At 33.4% G+C, this 17758-nt stretch carries 16 protein-coding genes; 8 read left to right on the top strand and 8 right to left on the bottom strand.

The annotated features are described in order from the left end of the window. Positions 1–98: 98 nt before the first annotated feature. Complete coding sequence (locus ACY191_RS03985) at positions 99–1514, top strand: anion permease (protein ID WP_042740292.1); 1416 nt, start codon at positions 99–101, stop codon at positions 1512–1514. A 110-nt stretch (positions 1515–1624) separates the two neighbouring features. Here ACY191_RS03985 and ACY191_RS03980 read toward each other — a convergent pair whose 3' ends face one another. The 5 genes from ACY191_RS03980 to ACY191_RS03960 all read right to left on the bottom strand — a co-directional run bounded on the left by ACY191_RS03980 (position 1625) and on the right by ACY191_RS03960 (position 5382). Next, entirely contained in the window at positions 1625–2182 is a 558-nt protein-coding gene (locus ACY191_RS03980) for a cysteine hydrolase family protein (protein WP_042740293.1), read from the bottom strand. Positions 2183–2352: 170 nt separating this feature from the next. Next, the gene (gene mhqD, locus ACY191_RS03975) at positions 2353–2949 is read right to left on the bottom strand and encodes a methylhydroquinone degradation carboxylesterase MhqD (RefSeq protein WP_042740294.1); all 597 of its coding nucleotides are present in this window, start codon (positions 2947–2949) and stop codon (positions 2353–2355) included. Positions 2950–2996: 47 nt separating this feature from the next. Further along, complete coding sequence (locus ACY191_RS03970) at positions 2997–3893, bottom strand: VOC family protein (protein ID WP_229366547.1); 897 nt, start codon at positions 3891–3893, stop codon at positions 2997–2999. A 32-nt stretch (positions 3894–3925) separates the two neighbouring features. Continuing rightward, the gene (mhqE, locus tag ACY191_RS03965; protein WP_042740296.1) at positions 3926–4882 is read right to left on the bottom strand and encodes a ring-cleaving dioxygenase MhqE; all 957 of its coding nucleotides are present in this window, start codon (positions 4880–4882) and stop codon (positions 3926–3928) included. Between the two features lie 65 nt (positions 4883–4947). Further along, positions 4948–5382 (bottom strand): MarR family winged helix-turn-helix transcriptional regulator, encoded by a 435-nt coding sequence (locus ACY191_RS03960; protein WP_042740297.1) that lies wholly within the window; start codon positions 5380–5382, stop codon positions 4948–4950. A gap of 228 nt (positions 5383–5610) precedes the next feature. Here ACY191_RS03960 and aldA point away from each other — a divergent pair, with 228 nt between their 5' ends. After that, positions 5611–7038: an aldehyde dehydrogenase gene (aldA, locus tag ACY191_RS03955; RefSeq protein ID WP_229367396.1), complete on the top strand. Its 1428-nt coding sequence runs from the start codon at positions 5611–5613 to the stop codon at positions 7036–7038. Between the two features lie 301 nt (positions 7039–7339). On the opposite strand, the gene ACY191_RS03950 is transcribed toward aldA, so the two are convergent. Beyond that, positions 7340–7798 carry a DUF1307 domain-containing protein gene (locus ACY191_RS03950; protein ID WP_042740298.1) on the bottom strand — a complete coding sequence of 153 codons (459 nt, stop codon included), beginning with the start codon at positions 7796–7798 and terminating at the stop codon, positions 7340–7342. Between the two features lie 224 nt (positions 7799–8022). Then, positions 8023–8988, bottom strand: coding sequence for a metal ABC transporter solute-binding protein, Zn/Mn family (locus ACY191_RS03945; protein WP_229366546.1), 966 nt, complete (start codon positions 8986–8988; stop codon positions 8023–8025). 189 nt (positions 8989–9177) lie between these two features. On the opposite strand from ACY191_RS03945, the gene ACY191_RS03940 reads away from it, so the two are divergent. Then, positions 9178–9456, top strand: a complete 279-nt coding sequence (locus tag ACY191_RS03940) for a GNAT family N-acetyltransferase (RefSeq protein WP_042740300.1) — start codon at positions 9178–9180, stop codon at positions 9454–9456. 443 nt (positions 9457–9899) lie between these two features. On the opposite strand, the gene ACY191_RS03935 is transcribed toward ACY191_RS03940, so the two are convergent. Next, complete coding sequence (locus ACY191_RS03935; RefSeq protein WP_042740301.1) at positions 9900–10445, bottom strand: tubby C-terminal domain-like protein; 546 nt, start codon at positions 10443–10445, stop codon at positions 9900–9902. Between the two features lie 156 nt (positions 10446–10601). Between ACY191_RS03935 and ACY191_RS03930 the strand changes: the two genes are divergently transcribed. The 5 genes from ACY191_RS03930 (at position 10602) to ACY191_RS03910 (ending at position 17730) form a co-directional block, all read left to right on the top strand. Next, positions 10602–11405 carry a VOC family protein gene (locus ACY191_RS03930; RefSeq protein WP_042740302.1) on the top strand — a complete coding sequence of 268 codons (804 nt, stop codon included), beginning with the start codon at positions 10602–10604 and terminating at the stop codon, positions 11403–11405. A 351-nt stretch (positions 11406–11756) separates the two neighbouring features. Further along, positions 11757–12581, top strand: a complete 825-nt coding sequence (licT, locus tag ACY191_RS03925) for a BglG family transcription antiterminator LicT (protein ID WP_042740303.1) — start codon at positions 11757–11759, stop codon at positions 12579–12581. Between the two features lie 273 nt (positions 12582–12854). Then, on the top strand, positions 12855–14804 hold the full coding sequence (locus tag ACY191_RS03920; protein WP_229366545.1) for a beta-glucoside-specific PTS transporter subunit IIABC: 1950 nt from the start codon (positions 12855–12857) through the stop codon (positions 14802–14804). A 23-nt stretch (positions 14805–14827) separates the two neighbouring features. Beyond that, positions 14828–16258, top strand: a complete 1431-nt coding sequence (locus ACY191_RS03915) for a 6-phospho-beta-glucosidase (RefSeq protein ID WP_042740305.1) — start codon at positions 14828–14830, stop codon at positions 16256–16258. Between the two features lie 17 nt (positions 16259–16275). Beyond that, the gene (locus ACY191_RS03910) at positions 16276–17730 is read left to right on the top strand and encodes a glycoside hydrolase family 1 protein (protein ID WP_042740306.1); all 1455 of its coding nucleotides are present in this window, start codon (positions 16276–16278) and stop codon (positions 17728–17730) included. Positions 17731–17758 lie beyond the last annotated feature (28 nt).

The following is a 17758-nucleotide window of genomic DNA, read 5'->3' as shown; positions in this document are numbered from 1 at the left end:
ATCATACATAATTTCACTTTCATAGATAGTGGATAGGTTCAATCTTAAATTCAATTTTCACTCCCCAAAATATAGAAAGTAAAGAAAGGTGAATCATTGTGAATCAAAGTATTAATTACAAGAAATTTATCGTACCTATCTTGGTTGGCATAATCATTTGGTTAATTACCCCTTTTAGACCAGATGGTGTTGATGCAACAGCTTGGCATATGTTTGCGATATTCGTCGCTACCATTATCGGTTGTATCACTCAGCCTTTACCAATTGGTGCAGTAGCAATAATCGGTTTTTCACTAACCGTGTTGACCGGTACAGTAAAAATCGATACTGCTGTAGCTGGTTTTGGTAACAGTAGTATTTGGCTTATCGCTATGGCCTTTTTTATCTCTAGAGGTTTCGTTAAAACAGGCTTAGGTCGCCGTATCGCCTTACAATTTGTTAAATTATTTGGTAAGAAAACATTAGGCTTAGGTTATGCTTTAATTGGTGTGGATTTAATTTTAGCACCCGCAACACCTAGTAATACTGCTAGAGCAGGCGGTATCATGTTCCCTATTATCAATGCTTTATCTCGTTCTTTTGGCTCTAAGCCTGAAGACGGTACACAACGTAAAATGGGTTCATTCTTAATATTCACAGAATTTCACGGTAATTTGATTACTGCAGCAATGTTCTTAACTGCAATGGCGGGTAATCCACTAGCACAGTCACTTGCAAAGCATCAAGGCGTAACAATTTCATGGATGAGCTGGTTCTTAGCTGCGTTGGTTCCAGGGATTCTTTCATTAGTGCTTGTTCCACTTATAATTTATAAATTATATCCACCGGAAATCAAAGAAACACCGAATGCTAAATCATGGGCTCAAAATGAATTAGATGAAATGGGCGTTATGAGTAAGAGTGAAAAATTCATGATTGGTATCTTCTTGATTGCATTAATCTTATGGATATTAGGTAGCGTAATTCATATCGATGCAACGCTTACTGCATTTATTGCATTATCCTTATTATTAATAACAGGTGTTTTAGCGTGGTCCGATATCTTGAATGAAACGGGCGCTTGGAATACTTTAGTATGGTTCTCAATACTCGTTATGATGGCTAATCAATTAAATGAACTTGGCTTTATTCCATGGTTAAGTAAATCTATTTCAGGTAGTTTAGGTGGCTTAAGTTGGCCAATCGTACTTATTATCTTAGTATTATTCTACTTCTACTCACATTACTTATTTGCAAGTTCGACTGCACATGTAAGCGCAATGTATTCTGCTTTACTTGGTGTAGCAATTGCAACTGGTGCGCCACCACTTTATAGTGCATTAATGCTCGGTTTCTTTGGTAACTTAATGGCTTCAACAACACATTATAGTAGTGGTCCAGCTCCTATTTTATATTCAGCTGGCTACGTCACTCAAAATCGTTGGTGGACAATGAACGCGATTCTAGCCATTTTCTATTTCATCGTTTGGCTTGGTATAGGTTCATTATGGATGAAAATTATAGGCTTAATGTAACGTGTGGACTCAAATCAATCTAACCTTGTAAACAACTCAAAGTCATAAAGACAACAACAAAAAACCCAGTCAATGAACTTATGAAAAGTTCATTGACTGGGTTTTATTTATCATTTATTCAACCATTCTGTCGTATGATCGATTGTTGCATATCTTGTTAATATGTTATCCACTAAAAACTGATGCTTGTATTGATCATTATCAGTAACAGCATCTGCTAATATCGTAATTTGGAAATCCTTATCCGCTGCCTCTACCGCTGTAGATAAGACAACCCCACTCGTACTCACTCCAGTCAATACAATGTGGTTTATATTCATACCACGAAGTAACACTTCTAAATTACTTCCGGTAAATGCACTTAATCGATGTTTCACAACTACAGGATCCGTATCTTCTACATGTAAGTCATTAATAATTTGTGTGGACGTAGCTTCTTTCGACATCGGTTGTCCACTTGCTTTATATTGTGAAAACATCTTATTATTCTCAGAAACTTCTAAATAATCACCTGTAAAAGCGACTCTAACGAAAATAACAGGTATATGTCGTGTTCGCGCATCAGCTATCGCTTGTTGATTAGCTCTAATTACCCCTGCGTTGTCCTCTATCCCATTAACAATACCATTTTGCATATCCATTACAATTAATGCACTATTTTTTGTCATATTAAGTACTCCTTTAATTCAAACATCATTACTCTAGCTTAAATTATAGCCAACTTTGTACTGAATTACGAAATTTTGAATTTATCACTTGTTATTAAATATTTACAAAAAAATTGCACAAACATCATACCTACTGTATCAGGTGATGTTTATGCAACTTCTTTTTTTACTTAACTATTCATTATTACTTTCTGACCAGCTATAACACCCGCTTGAGTTAATTCATGACTATTCACCCATACTTCGGTGATGTTTGCCCCAGTTTGCTTAAATAATTCTATAACATGTTTGCTAGCATCCATTGTCACAATTGGATCTCTTTCACCCATTGAAAGTAGCACATTCATATGACTTAAATCCTTATCTTCAGTTATATTTAATGGATATAATGGTGCATATAATAATGCCGCCTTAAACGTTATAGACTCATTTAGTATCATGCTAATAGCAATATTCGAACCATTTGAAAAGCCCACCGGAATTGATTGTTCCACATCAAAGCCATATTTTTCAGCCGCTTCTTTAATAAATGCTGCCAATCTTGTAGTTCTATATTTTAAATCTTCTACGTCATATTGCCCTTCGCCATGACGTTTAAAGAAACGATTCATGCCATTTTCTGAAACTTCACCACGAATACTCAATACACTATAATCCGCATTTAGTGCCGCAGCTAAAGGCATTAAATCATTTTCATCTCCACCTGTGCCATGTAATAATATAAACGTAGGCGCTTCAGGCTTTCCTTGTTTAAAAATGTGTTCCATACAAATCCTCTTCCTTTCTATTTGTGCGTATTCTTTAAACTGCATAATTAAATTCGAATTGGTGGTAATTGTTGTAACAATGCTTCCTTACGATCTTCATATTGTGGTGGAAACATTAATTGCTCACCTAATTTGTCAAATGGTTCATCAATTGTAAATCCTGGACCTACAGTTGCAAATTCAAATATAATACCACCTCGTTCACGCATATATATTGCTTTAAAGTAATTGCGATCTTTCACTTCAGTAACATGATAGCCTTTGCCAATCATTTTTGCTTGCCATGCGCTATGTGCTTTATTATCAGGTACAGACCATGCGATGTGATGCACAACGCCCACTCCAAAGCGCACACGATTTGCTGGACCTTCTTTTTTAATCATGACATGATGACGCCAATCACCTACAGTAGCTAAGTGAATATACGATGCGTCTTCACCAATTTGCTCTAATCCCATATCTTCTACTAAAGTTGCAAGTGTAGCTTGTGGATTTTCAGTTAACATCGTCACACCATGAAACCCTATTATGTCACGATTAGTCGATGCTTGGTCATCCTCAACAAGTGCGAGTGATAAACCGTGTACATCATTGAATTGTAATGTTGACTGTCCAAATAATGTGGTAACCGTAACTGTGATATTTTGGTCCATTAAGTGTCGTTTCCATACCTCTAAAGTTCCTTTGGGTATTCTGAAAGCAATAGTACCAACTTGTCCATTACCAGTACGCCCCACATGTTCGTTTGGCCAATTAAAAAATGTTAATATCGTACCGTTATCTACATTATTATTTGAAAAATACAGATGATAAGTGCCTGGATCATCAAAATTCACAGTTTTTTTAATTAGTTTTAAATTTAAAATATCTCTGTAAAATGCAATGTTTTCTTCTGGGTTTCCTACGATTGCTGAAATATGATGAATGTGTTGTATTGCTTCCATAACGTTCACTCCTTTTGACATGTCATTATTTTTTAGCGTTTAGTATTGAATGGTCTAATTTCTGATTCGATATAATCACGTTGGTTTTCTAAAAATGGTGGTAATGATAGACTTTCACCCAATGTTTCATACGGTTCATCACCCATAAATCCAGGACCATCAGTAGACACTTCAATCAAGATGTGACCAATACGTGCATAAAGTGCTTCAAAGTAAAATCTATCTACTAATCCTGAATTACCAATTCCAACTTCTTTATATTTTTCTTCCCATTGTGCTATAGCTTCATGGTCTTTCAATCTAAATGATACATGGTGGACTTCTCCGTAACCTTGCACTGCTTCATTACTTGTTGTGTCTTTTCTCAAGATAACTTGACCACCATTACCTCCTGCTCCAACTTCTAAAAGTGCAACGTTTTGTTCTTCCACAATTGTTTTCATACCATAGATTTGTTCTAATATTTTCTTAAAATCTTCAAAGTAACTGACAGTAATTTCGATAGGGCCTAAGCCATAAATTGCTTTATCAGTTGGAACTGGTCCGTTTTGCCATGGTTTACCTGGTGCCACACCACTGTTATGTTCATCTGATACGAGTTGATAATGTTGACCATCTGACTCTTCAAAAGGAAGAACCTGTTTACCAAATAGAGTTTGTATACCATCATGTTTCACACCAAAGTCATTGAATCGTTGTTCATAATAACTTAATGCTGCATCATTCGGTACTCTGAATGAAGGTTTGGTAATTGAATTAGTGCCAGACTTACCTTTTGGAATATTTGGAAAATCAAAAAATGTCATATCTGTTCCAGGTGAACCTTCATCATCTGCAAAGAATGTATGATACGTATATATATCATCTTGGTTCACTGTTTTTTTAACAAGTCTCATACCTAACACATCAGTGAAAAATTTATAGTTTCTTTCAGCATCATCTGTAATCGCTGTAACATGGTGGATTCCTAATAATTGATTGTTTGTCATAATCAAACACGCTCCTTAATTTTATCTCGATTTCGAAGTAATTTTATTTAAAAATATTAAGTGCATTAAACCTCTGTAGGTTGAGCACTTAATTTCTTTAATGCTTGCTGTAATATTGCTAATTCTTCGTCTGTTAACACTGCAAAAGTTGAGTTTATTGTTGCTGCATGCTCAGGAAAAATTCGTTCCATCATTTCATGACCTTGTTTGGTTAATACCGCTTTAGTTACACGTTTATCTTGCTCATCTCTTCTTCTTTCGACGCAGCCTTTCTCAACGAGTTTATCTACTACATAAGTGATACTGCTACTAGCAATAAGTACGCGTTTACCAATTTTCTGAATAGGTTGTTCACCTTTACTATATAGGAGTTCTAGCACTGCAAATTCAGTTACATTCAATCCATAACGCTGTACATCTGCTCTAACAATTTGTTCTAAATGATCAGTCGTTCTATTCAATCCAATAAATGCATTCAATGACTCTGTCGTTCGTTCCATCACATCACCAACTTTCAATTTATTTCGATTTCGAGATAATTATAACGCTGACGTTTTTAGAAGTCAACATTTTAAGTATAAAAAATATACCATCAATTAAAAAACGCTCTATAAAAGCATTTCCCAATAATACTTATACTTCAAATTAAATATTGTAATTATTATGAAAATTAATTCTTTCGTTTTCATAACTTCAATAAGTGGTAGAAGTAGAGTGTGGAGGTGTCAATATTGAATAAATTATTTGTAAATAATGAATTTATAGAAAGTCAATCACAAGACACAATGGACGTTATTAATCCTGCAACAGGTGAAAAAATAGATACAATCACTTTTGCCACTCAATCAGAAGTTAACGATGCTATAGAAAAATCTAAACAGGCACAATTAGAATGGGAAAAGGTACCTCAACCCAAACGTGCTGAACATGTTAAGCTATTAATACCATTATTAGAAGAACATAAAGACACATTGGCAGAATTATATGTAAAAGAACAAGGTAAGACTTTAGCTTCCGCAAAAGGTGAAATAGACAAGGCAATACATTTTATTGACTATATGACGAGCTTAAGCTTTTCAAATAAAGGCGAAGTTCTACAAAATAGTAGAGAAAACGAAACTATTCTACTAACGAAAAAACCTATCGGTGTAACAGCAGGTATCGTACCTTGGAATGCACCTATATTAGTATTAATGCGCAAAATTATTCCAGCTGTTATTACAGGTTGTTCCGCAGTAATTAAACCAAGTGAAGAGACTACACTAATCACATTGAAACTTGCTGAATTGTTACGTGATTCTACAATTCCTGCAGGACTTATTCAAATTGTTCCAGGCACTGGTAATACAGTAGGAACGCAGTTAGCACAACACCCTGATATCCAACTTATTTCTCTTACAGGAAGTATGAAAGCTGGTAAATCTGTTTATGCAGAAAGTGCCAATACAGTTAAGAAAGTTAACTTAGAACTTGGTGGTAATGCACCTGTACTCGTTACTGAACATGCCAATATAGATAAAGCTGTAGATTACATCGTGACAGCAAGAATCAATAACGCTGGACAAGTATGTACTTGTCCTGAACGTGTATTTGTCCACAAATCAATACACGATTCATTTATCGAACAACTGAAATCTAAAATGGAACAACTCACAGTCGGCGATCCATTTGATGATAATACGGACTATGGTGCAATTATTAATCAACGTCAATTAGATAGTATTGATAATAAAGTTCAAAATGCAGTTAAAAATGGCGCTACTTTAGTAACTGGTGGTAAGAAAATAGACAGCGCAGGTTATTTTTATGAGCCAACAATTTTAGATCATATCCAAACAACAGATGAGGCATTTAAAGAAGAAATATTTGGTCCGGTAATACCTGTTATCGAATACGAAGACTTCGATGAAGCTATAGCTGAAGCTAATAATACGAATGCTGGACTATCTTCTTATATTTTCTCCGAAAACTTAAAACAAATTATGCAAGCAACTGAAACATTAAAATTTGGAGAAGTTTATGCCAATTGCGAAGCAGAAGAAGTCGTCAATGGTTACCATGCTGGTTGGCGAGAATCTGGTTTAGGTGGCGCAGATGGCATCCATGGTTTCGAAGAATACTATAATACAACCGTATCCTATATTAGATATGATTAAAATGTGATAAATCACTAAAATATCTAGAGTACCGCGTGCTTAGATAAGCAAAAGGCAATTTCTATTGAAATAATATAGAAATTGCCTTTTTTAAGATATCTTAATGTAAAACACTATTGCATTAAGCAGTATTTTGGCGAGACTCCTAAGGGAACAGGACAAGCTGAAGACTACAGGCTGAAGCTGTCCCCTAGGAAAGCGAGCCAACAATACGTAATATAAAAAATAGCACTCAGATAAATTAAATTCATTCATCTGAGTGCTTTATTTGGAATTTATGTTCTAGATGCTACTTAAAAATTTAATCTTTTGTCACTTGTTTCAATCCTGCTTTTTTCAAAGCTTTCTTAGTCTTTTTATAACTTACTTGTTTATTTTTCGTATCACCAGAGAATGATTCTGGAGCAATTTTCTTCAACTCTTTTAAATCAACTTTTTCCAAATCAATTTTTACAGTTTCAACAGCCTTACCGTCTGAATATTTTATCTTCTCTGAAACACCTTTAATATCTTGATATTTTTCACTTTCAGATTCTAATAAAGATTTCATATCATCCTTCTTAAGACCTAAATCTTTGTAGTTGATCGTTGAACGAATGTTTTCCTTAGTTACTTTATCACCTTTGTGCGTGAGTGTAACTTTCATATCAACTCCAGATGCATCCCCTTTAAATGTGTCTTTCTCTTCTTTAGGTCCACAAGCAGCCAATAACAATGTTACAGCAATTGCCAATCCCATCAACTTTTTAACATGATACATATCTACCACTCCCACTTTGTTTATCTATCAACATCATAGCATTAAACAATCAGTTGTAGGACATAGAATTTTTAAAAAAATAAAAATATATTTTTTATATTCAATCACTATTTTATCTCAATTAAAATAGAGCCAATACTGGATTACAGATTGGCTCTATGAAATACCTATGATTAATCACGCTCGAACGCTACTTATAAAGTAAACATGTGCGCGACAATCTATTATTTATTCAATGCTTTATCTAATGCTTTAATATTCTTCTTCATTAACGATTGATATGAAATACCCTTTTTCTGTTTATCTGCTTTTGTTAATGTTGCCATATTGTGGAAACTTACTGGCGTTGTATTGGTCTCTTTTTTAATCACATCTGTCACTTTAGATGAAATATTTTGTTCATATAAAACATAAGGTTGCTTTGTTTTTTTAATATTTTTAACGATTTTCATTAATTGTTTTTGCGTAGGCTCTTCATTATTCATACCCGTTACACCTTCTTGTTTAAAACCGTAACGTTTCGCTAAATAACCTATTGAATCATGAGAAATCACTACAGTATCACGCTTTGGATTTTCAGTAATTGATTTTAATTGTGAATCAATACCATCTATATCTTTAACTACTTTTTTATAATTATCTTCGTAATATTTTTTATGTTTTGGATCCTTTTTAATCAAAGTATCCTTTATTTCCTTTGTAAATTTCTTATCTAATACGGGATCTAACCACACATGAGGATCTTTGCTACCTTCTTCATGCTTAGCATGTTCATCATGTGATTCACCTTCATGATCATGTTCTTCCCCAGCTAAAATTTCATTCTTTTTCAACTTATCAGCCAATGGTAATTTTAAATCTTTATTATTAATCGATTTTGCAATTTTTTTAGCTACTGGATCCATTTCATCACTAGAGTATAAAAATAAATCCCCTTTTGAAATTTTAATCATATCTTTTTGAGTGGGTTCAAAGGAATGTATATCTGCACCTGCAGGGTAAATTGATTTTACATCAACATATTTTCCTCCCACTTGTTCAGTTAAATTTTGAAAAGCATACGCTGTCGTATAAATTTCTAATTTATTCTTGGTACTCACATCTTTATTCTTATCTTTATCAAGATTGCCACAAGCACTTAGCAACATAATCACAGCTAGTAGCACTATATATTTCAAACTTTTTTTCAAAGCCTACGCCTCCAAATCGAAATTATTACGTTTAAACTATAAACTTATTTTCTTTATATTTCAATCCCTATTATTAAATTTTTAAATATCTTTAAAACACACATTTAGTCATCGAGAGAAGAAAGATTTGTTTACAAATACACTAAACGTGATATTTATATAATACAAACTACTATGAGGAGTGATTGTATGGCTGAAATCAAGCAAGGTACAAATAAGTTTTATATCGGAGAAGATGAAAATAATCCTCAAGCACAGATTACGTTCAAAAAATTAAATGATAATCAAATCGATATTGATCATACTGGAGTTCCTGATGAAATGGGTGGACAAGGTATTGGATCACAATTGGTACAAAGTGTCGTTGAATATGCACGTGAGAACAATTTGAAAATTGTTGCGACTTGTCCATTTGCTAAAAATGTCATAGAAAAACATTCAGAATATCAGGACGTATATGCAGGTTAATTCAATAAATTCATTAAAAAGAGGTCGAGATTAATTTCTCGGCCTCTTATCTGTTGTTGCTGGCTTAACTTAACCATAAATTTTTGCTAATAAATCGATCACTTTTAATAATAATGGCATAGCTGTATCAGTCATGTGATTACCTCCCCTTATTAAAAAAATAATTATCTTACATATAGTAATAAACAATCTACATTGGATTATGTAACATGTGAATTCGCCGTTGTATAATATAAACATTAAAACAGAAGTCTAAATATTATAAATGTAATGAATTCATAAAATTTATATACTATAAATAAGATGTCGATAATCACTTTCCCTAAGTATTCCATTTTAATCTTAATTTTTAAAAAAATTATTTTATTTACAATAAAGATACATAATTGTAATCTTCAGGATTCATTGGAACGAGGTGTAACTTGCACGTTGATAAGTTCAAGTTAATTAGATTGCTTTCTTTGATATTCTTGATATTCGTAAAATGCTTGGAATAATAGAATAAGCATTGCAGGGTGATATGTTTCACTGGCGATATCAATATCGTGTTGTGAGGCAATTTTAAAGCGTTCTGACTTTGTTTGCATAATTTCATTATTACCTTCAGTCACCTTAACACTGCGTGAAATAAATCCAGATTGAAACTTAAGAACATCACCTTTTGCACCTTCAAAAAGCATAGTTGGTTTCATGCCAATTTTCGTACGAAACACGCCTATTACATCGCCATTTTTCTCAACTTGCCATACCGTCTTAAACGGTGTCTTTATTGTGCCACTTATCGTTTTCTCTTGAATGACACGATACGTATCTTGACCATCCGTAATTTCATAGTTATGCTTCTGATGACCAAATAATGCAAACGCTTCTTGTGACGTAGACTTGTAAAATAACTTTAATGAAAAAACCGCTTCCTCTCGTTCATTAAACACTTCAATTGCTGATTTAGAAGCACTAAAAAAGTTCTCTTTAAAATGATAGCGTTTCATATTACAACTCCCTATAATTCTATTTATAGTACAATTATAAATAGAAAGTTGCTTATTTTGAAATATATTGAGTCTCTTCCATTGACCTAATATACTTTTTATACTAATATCTACTTGTAACCATTATAAATACAAGAAGAATTTTAGGAGGCACATATGACCTTTCATGACGAACATGCCACACAAGTAACAAATATCACACTAAACGTAAATGATTTAACCAAAATGATTCACTTTTATCGCGAATTTTTAGGATTTGAAGCGATAGTTGAATCAACAACTTCCATTACTTTTAAAGTTGGTAACGGCGGTCACACACTAACTTTAAATGAACTATCAAATGGCCGCCAACCTAGCATTCAAGAAAGTGGACTATTTCATATTGCATACCTTTTGCCTAGTAGAAGTGACTTAGCAGATTTTTTATATCATATTACACAATTAGGAATTCAAGTCGGTGGCGGTGACCATCTAGTTAGTGAAGCACTATATTTTAATGATCCTGAAGGTAACGGCATTGAAGTATATCAAGACCGTGATGCTACACTTTGGCAATGGGAAGAGCAAAAGGTAAAAATGGATACTCTCGCCGTGGATGTCAACGACTTGCTTTCTGAACAATCACAAGCTGGATGGCAGGGACTTCCTAACGGGGCAAAAATTGGCCATCTACATTTAAAAACAGTAGACATCAGTAAAGCTTATCAATTTTATGTAGAACAACTCGGATTAGAACTTGTTTCTACGTTACCAAATGCACTATTCATGTCAACTAAACATTATCATCACCATATAGCCGCTAACACTTGGCAATCAAGTATACTCAGAACAGAGAACAATGCCACATTAGGGCTAACTAGTATAGATATATATAAACCAAATACCGATTACACAAGACTATTATCACCTGAAGGATTTAATATTACGATTCATAGTGATAAATCAAGTGTCCCAGGATAAAACTTCATATAAAATTCTACAATAGATAGCTACCCTAAATATGCAACTCAAACTTTTGGGGTGGCTTATTTATACTACTTCGTATTAAAATTGTTCATTTACCTAGAACATACCATCAAAATTTGATTTCAATATTCTTTATCTCTTGCTATGTATGATTTATATTTCTAAAGATTTAAAGCTCTATTCATACCATAATTATACGCACTAGTATATAAAATAATTCTACTATTCAGTAATTTATATACAATTTAATCAAATAAATCACTTTGACATAACATAATACTGCATCTATATTTAATATATAAATATATTATAGGGATGTTAAATCAGTCAGGGGTGATTTATTAGATGAAAATCACAAAAATATTGAATAATAATGTTATTATATCGAAAATTAATCACGAAGAGCGCATTATTATGGGCAAAGGCATTGCATTTGGGAAGTGTAATGGTGATTTGATTGAAAAAGATAAAATAGAAAAGGTCTTCCGTTTAACTAGTATTGAACAGGAACGCATGTTGCAGTTACTCCAAGAAATTAATCAAGATGTATTAATTACTACTCAAGAAATTATAACTGCTGCCAACCAATTATATGAAACACCTGTTGCTGAATCTGTTTATATTGCTTTAACCGATCATATTGATTATGCAATTAAACGTACGACAGAGGGACATTTAATTAAGAACCCTTTACTTTATGAAATTCAAAAACTTTATCCAAATGAATTTAAAATTGGGGTCACTGCCCTTGATATCATTAAAGAAAAATTTAGGGTTCAGCTCCCGAAAGATGAAGCAGGTTTTATTGCAATGCATATTGTTAATGCAAGTCTTGATGAAGAAATTGGTACAATTTATGAAATTACGAAGATAACAAAAAATATTATTGATATTGTTAGATATCATTTTAACTTACACATCAATGAAGACGAATTGAATTATTCTAGATTCATGACTCATCTGAAGTTCTTTAGTCAGAGATTACTTAACAACGAAGCATTAAATGAAGTTACTGATGAAAGTTTATTAACCTCGCTTCGTCAAAAGCATCCTACATCAGATCAATGCGTTGACAAAATTTCAGATTTTCTGCTAAAAAATTATAAACATTCGTTATCAATTGATGAAAGAGTGTACCTTATTTTACACATCGCCAGATTAGTAAAATAAAAATGTAAGCGTTGACATCTTTGTCATTAAGCGCTATACTTATTTCAAATTAATATTAATTGTTACTTTTGGCGCTTATTTTGGCGTTTGAGGTTGTAACTTTAAGTAGGCAAAACTCAGAGTATAACATGATGAATTTGTATTCATCTGTGTTTTATTCTGAGTTTTTTTGTTTTCTTTTAAAGCTAGTAAGGCGTATTACATGGCCATAATACACCTAATAGCTGTAACTTATTTTTTAAAAATTCATACTAAAAACTGGGGTGGTTTTCTATGAAATATGAGTCTTTAGCACAAACTATTGTCGATAATGTTGGAGGGAAAGATAACATTCTATCGTTAACACATTGTATTACAAGACTACGTTTTAAATTAAAGGATGAATCTAAAGCAAATACAGATTTCCTTAAATCACATGATGACATTGTTACAGTCATGAAATCGGGAGGACAGTATCAAGTTGTCATCGGCAATCATGTACCCGAAGTATACGAAGCTGTCAGCCACGTGGCAAATATTCAAGACGAAGAATCAGAGTCGCAACAACAAGCTAGTTCTGGCAGTGTACTTAGTCGCTTTATTGATTTAGTTTCTGGTATCTTCCAACCACTTCTTGGTGTATTGGCAGCTGCCGGGATGATCAAAGGTTTCTCAGCATTATTTTTAGCTTTAGGATGGGTTACTGAAAAATCTGGGACATATCAAGTGTTATTTGCTATTGGAGATGCTTTATTTTACTTTTTCCCAATATTTTTAGGGTTAACTGCAGCTAAGAAATTCCATGCGAATCCATTTTTGGGTATGGCAATAGGTGCGTCCTTGGTATATCCTACTTTAGTTTCTGCAATGGAATTAGGCGCAAAAGGTGCTACTACCCTATTCTCTGGTTCAATATTCGAAGTACAATCTAGTCTCACATTTGCTGGATTACCTATTATTTCTATGACTTATACACAAAGTGTAATTCCAATTATTTTTGCAGTGTTTTTCGCAGCAAAACTTGAAAAGAAACTAAAGGTCATTATTCCGGACGTCATTAAAACATTTTTCGTACCGTTTTTCACATTATTAATTATCGTACCTGTTACCTTTTTAGTGATTGGGCCGGTTTCTTCTTGGCTAGCAAACTGGATTGGATCAGGTGCTTTAGCTATCTATAGTCTAAGTCCAGTATTAGCCGGTATTTTATTAGGTGCTTTTTGGCAAATCTTTGTCATCTTCGGTCTACATTGGGGACTCGTAGCCATCATGATTAACAATGTTTCTACGACTGGATTCGACATTATTAATCCACTTATTTTTGCAGCATCATTTGCACAAACTGGAATTGTGTTTGGTATTTTCTTAAAAACTAAAAATAAAAAATTAAAATCCATTTCACTACCCGCAGCAATATCAGGTATTTTTGGTGTAACAGAACCAGCAATTTACGGTATTACTTTGCCAAGAAAGAAAATGTTTATCTATAGTTGTATCGTTGCAGGTATCTTTGGCGGATTAATTGGGTTTGCTGGAACTAAACTATACTTTATGGGTGGTTTAGGAATCTTTGGATATACAACATTTATTGGTAAAGCCGGTTTAGATTCTTCAGTTTGGATTGCAGTCTTAGCTACCGCATTGGCATTAATTGTTGGTCTTATTGTGGGATACATTGTCCATTCAGATAAAAATGAACAGGAACAAGAGGTTTCAGATTCTAAAGATAGTAAAACAAAAGATGTAACTTCTCCTATTAACGGCGAAACTGAACTACAACATATTGTTAAAGATGATTTCGTAAAGGCACCATTATCTGGCGATATGATTAAACTAGAACAAGTAAATGATCCAGTGTTTTCATCTTTAGCAATGGGTAAAGGTATTGCCATTAAGCCTACATCCAATACAATTATTGCACCTTTTGATGCAACAGTTGAAAGTTTATTCCCTACTGGTCATGCTATAGGCCTCAAATCAAAACACGGTACAGAATTACTTATTCATATTGGTATTGATACTGTGAAATTAGACGGACAAGGCTTTAAAGCATTAGTAAACCAAGGTGATACTGTCGTTGCCGGACAGCCATTAATTGAATTTGATAGTCAGATAATTCAAAAACAAAACTTTGATGATACCGTTATGATTGTAGTCACAAACTCTAATATTACAAAGGATGTCATCATTGAAAGTAAAGCACATTTTAATAAGCAAGATGATTTATTCGCTATTATTTATTAAAAACAAAAAATGGAGGTTTCTATATGTCTGTATTAAATAAAGATTTTTTATGGGGTGGCGCAATCGCTGCTAATCAAGTTGAAGGCGCTTATAAAGCTGATGGTAAAGGGTTAAGTTTAGTTGATTTATTACCTGCTGGTGATGAACGCAAGGAACCATTATTTAACCCTGCAAATGCACTTAATCAACAATTTGATTATTATCCTAGTCATGAATCTATTGATTTTTACCATAGATATAAAGAAGATATTAAATTATTTGCTGAAATGGGATTTAAAGCTTTACGACTTTCTATTTCATGGCCAAGAATCTTCCCGAATGGCGATGAGAGTGAGCCTAATGAAGATGGCTTAGCTTTCTATGATGAGTTATTTGACACACTTGAGCATTATGGTATAGAACCCATTGTGACAATCAACCACTTTGATACACCTTACTATTTAGCAGAACAATATGGTGGTTGGTATAACAGACAAACCATTGACTACTTTGTAAATTATGCAACTGTGCTTTTTAAACGCTATAGCAAGCGTGTTAAATATTGGATTACACATAATGAAATCAATATGATATTACACATTCCATATATCGGTGGTGGTTTAATTATCAAGGATACCGATCATAAAGAACAAATCATGTATCAAGCTGCACATCATCAACTAGTTGCTTCTAGTCTTGCAACAAAAATTGCAAAAGAGATTGATCCTACCAATCAAATCGGTTGTATGCTAGCAGCTGGCGATGTCTACCCTAATACATGTAACCCAGTAGATATCATGGCTGCACTTAAGAAAAATAGAGAACAGTATATTTTCATTGATGTACAAGCACGCGGCGAGTATCCAAGCTATAGTAAACGTCTTTTCGATGAACTTGGCATCAACATAAACAAAGCTGTAGGTGATGATGAATTATTAAAACAGTATACTGTTGATTATATTTCATTCTCATATTATTCAAGTAGACTTGAAAGTGGTGATGATGAAGTCAATAAGCATAAAGAGGCAGGCAATGCTTTCGCTTCTTTAAAAAATCCATACTTAGAAGCTTCAAATTGGGGATGGCAAATCGATCCCGTTGGTTTGAGAGTTACTATGAATCAAATTTATGACCGATATCAAAAGCCTCTATTTATCGTTGAAAATGGATTAGGAGAAATTGACGAGGTGTCTGAAGATGGAAAAATTCACGATTCATACCGTATTAAATATTTAAGTGAACATTTAACACAGATGAAAGAAGCAGTAAAAGATGGTGTTCCATTACTTGGCTACACATCATGGGGATGTATCGATATCGTTTCTGCTGGCAGTGGCGAAATGAAAAAACGCTATGGTTATATCTATGTTGATAGAGATAATCGAGGTAATGGTTCGCTAAATCGTATTCGCAAAGATTCATTTTACTGGTATCAAAACGTAATTAATTCGAACGGTGAGGACTTATCATATTAATAAATGGAGGTAATACAATGAAGCAAATGAACTTGAATTTTCCAAATAACTTTTTATGGGGAGGAGCAACTGCAGCCAATCAAATTGAAGGTGCTTATAATTTAGATGGTAAAGGGATGTCTACAGCGGACTTTATAGAATTTATCCCTAAGTCACAACGCACTAAAGATAATGAGATGGAAATTACTTCTGACAAAATTAAACAAATCAAAAATTCAAATTATCAAGGCCGTTTCCCTAAACGTGACGGCATTGATTTTTACCACACTTATAAAGAAGATATTGCTTTATTTGCTGAGATGGGTTTCAAAGCGTTTCGCATGTCGATACATTGGTCTCGTATATTCCCTAATGGTTATGATACAGAACCTAATGAGGCAGGCCTCGCCTTTTATGACAAAGTATTTGATACATTATTATCATATAATATAGAGCCCGTTGTAACGTTAAGTCACTATGAAACACCTATTGGCCTAACTGAAAAATACAATGGCTGGGTAGATAGAGCTGTAATTGATCACTTTGTAAAATATGCTGAAACAGTATTTACACGCTATAAAGACAAAGTTAAATATTGGATATCATTTAATGAAATCAATATCATCAATCTTTCACCATACACAGGTGGTGGCATATTATCTGACCGCGAAGATAATCCTCTATCTGCATCATATCAAGCATTACATCACCAATTTGTAGCTTCATCATTAGCAACTAAAAAGTTAAAGGAGATTATTCCTAATGCACAAATGGGTTGTATGTTAGCTAGAATGAAACATTATCCTAATACATGTAACCCTGATGATGTATTAAAAGCACAACAAGATAATCAAGCTAATTTATTATATACAGATGTACAAGCTAATGGTGAGTATCCTAATTATTTCAACAAATTTTTAGCAGAAAATAACATATCTTTGAAGATTACTGATGCTGACTTAGCAATTATCAAACAATATCCCGTAGATTATATTTCATTTAGTTACTACATGTCACTACTGTCTTCAACAGAACCTGAAGGTAAAACAACAAATGGAAACTTGATGAACAGTTTAAAAAATCCTTATTTAGAAGCTTCTGATTGGGGATGGCAAATTGACCCTGTTGGTCTCAGAATCGTATTGAATGAATTTTGGGATCGCTACCACAAACCATTATTTATTGTTGAAAATGGTTTAGGTGCTGTCGATGAAGTAAAAGATAATCAAATTCATGATCAATATCGTATAGATTATTTACAACAACATATTACTGAAGCTAAAAAAGCAATTCAAGATGGCGTGAACTTAATCGGATATTTAGCTTGGGGTCCCATTGATTTAGTTTCAATGTCCACGAGTGAAATGTCAAAGCGCTATGGATTTATCTATGTCGATCAAGACGATTATGGAAATGGTAGCAAACAACGAATCAAGAAGGACTCATTTGATTGGTATAAAAACGTTATAGCTACTAATGGCAATAATTTATAAAGTCTAATGCGTGTTTCCTTTAAATAAG

The sequence above is a fragment of the Staphylococcus sp. TCBT05 genome, from assembly GCF_055179755.1.
This window is presented reverse-complemented; position numbering and strand designations above follow the sequence as displayed.

What these genes read in the sequence shown, in the direction of transcription:
- ACY191_RS03920 (WP_229366545.1), top strand. Translation starts at nt 12,855, where the DNA reads ATGAAATATGAGTCTTTAGCACAAACTATTGTCGATAATGTTGGAGGG.
- mhqE (WP_042740296.1), bottom strand. Translation starts at nt 4,882, where the DNA reads ATGACAAACAATCAATTATTAGGAATCCACCATGTTACAGCGATTACA.
- ACY191_RS03930 (WP_042740302.1), top strand. Translation starts at nt 10,602, where the DNA reads ATGACCTTTCATGACGAACATGCCACACAAGTAACAAATATCACACTA.
- ACY191_RS03980 (WP_042740293.1), bottom strand. Translation starts at nt 2,182, where the DNA reads ATGACAAAAAATAGTGCATTAATTGTAATGGATATGCAAAATGGTATT.
- ACY191_RS03910 (WP_042740306.1), top strand. Translation starts at nt 16,276, where the DNA reads ATGAAGCAAATGAACTTGAATTTTCCAAATAACTTTTTATGGGGAGGA.
- ACY191_RS03950 (WP_042740298.1), bottom strand. Translation starts at nt 7,798, where the DNA reads ATGTATCATGTTAAAAAGTTGATGGGATTGGCAATTGCTGTAACATTG.
- ACY191_RS03915 (WP_042740305.1), top strand. Translation starts at nt 14,828, where the DNA reads ATGTCTGTATTAAATAAAGATTTTTTATGGGGTGGCGCAATCGCTGCT.
- ACY191_RS03935 (WP_042740301.1), bottom strand. Translation starts at nt 10,445, where the DNA reads ATGAAACGCTATCATTTTAAAGAGAACTTTTTTAGTGCTTCTAAATCA.
- mhqD (WP_042740294.1), bottom strand. Translation starts at nt 2,949, where the DNA reads ATGGAACACATTTTTAAACAAGGAAAGCCTGAAGCGCCTACGTTTATA.
- licT (WP_042740303.1), top strand. Translation starts at nt 11,757, where the DNA reads ATGAAAATCACAAAAATATTGAATAATAATGTTATTATATCGAAAATT.
- ACY191_RS03970 (WP_229366547.1), bottom strand. Translation starts at nt 3,893, where the DNA reads ATGGAAGCAATACAACACATTCATCATATTTCAGCAATCGTAGGAAAC.
- ACY191_RS03960 (WP_042740297.1), bottom strand. Translation starts at nt 5,382, where the DNA reads ATGGAACGAACGACAGAGTCATTGAATGCATTTATTGGATTGAATAGA.
- ACY191_RS03940 (WP_042740300.1), top strand. Translation starts at nt 9,178, where the DNA reads ATGGCTGAAATCAAGCAAGGTACAAATAAGTTTTATATCGGAGAAGAT.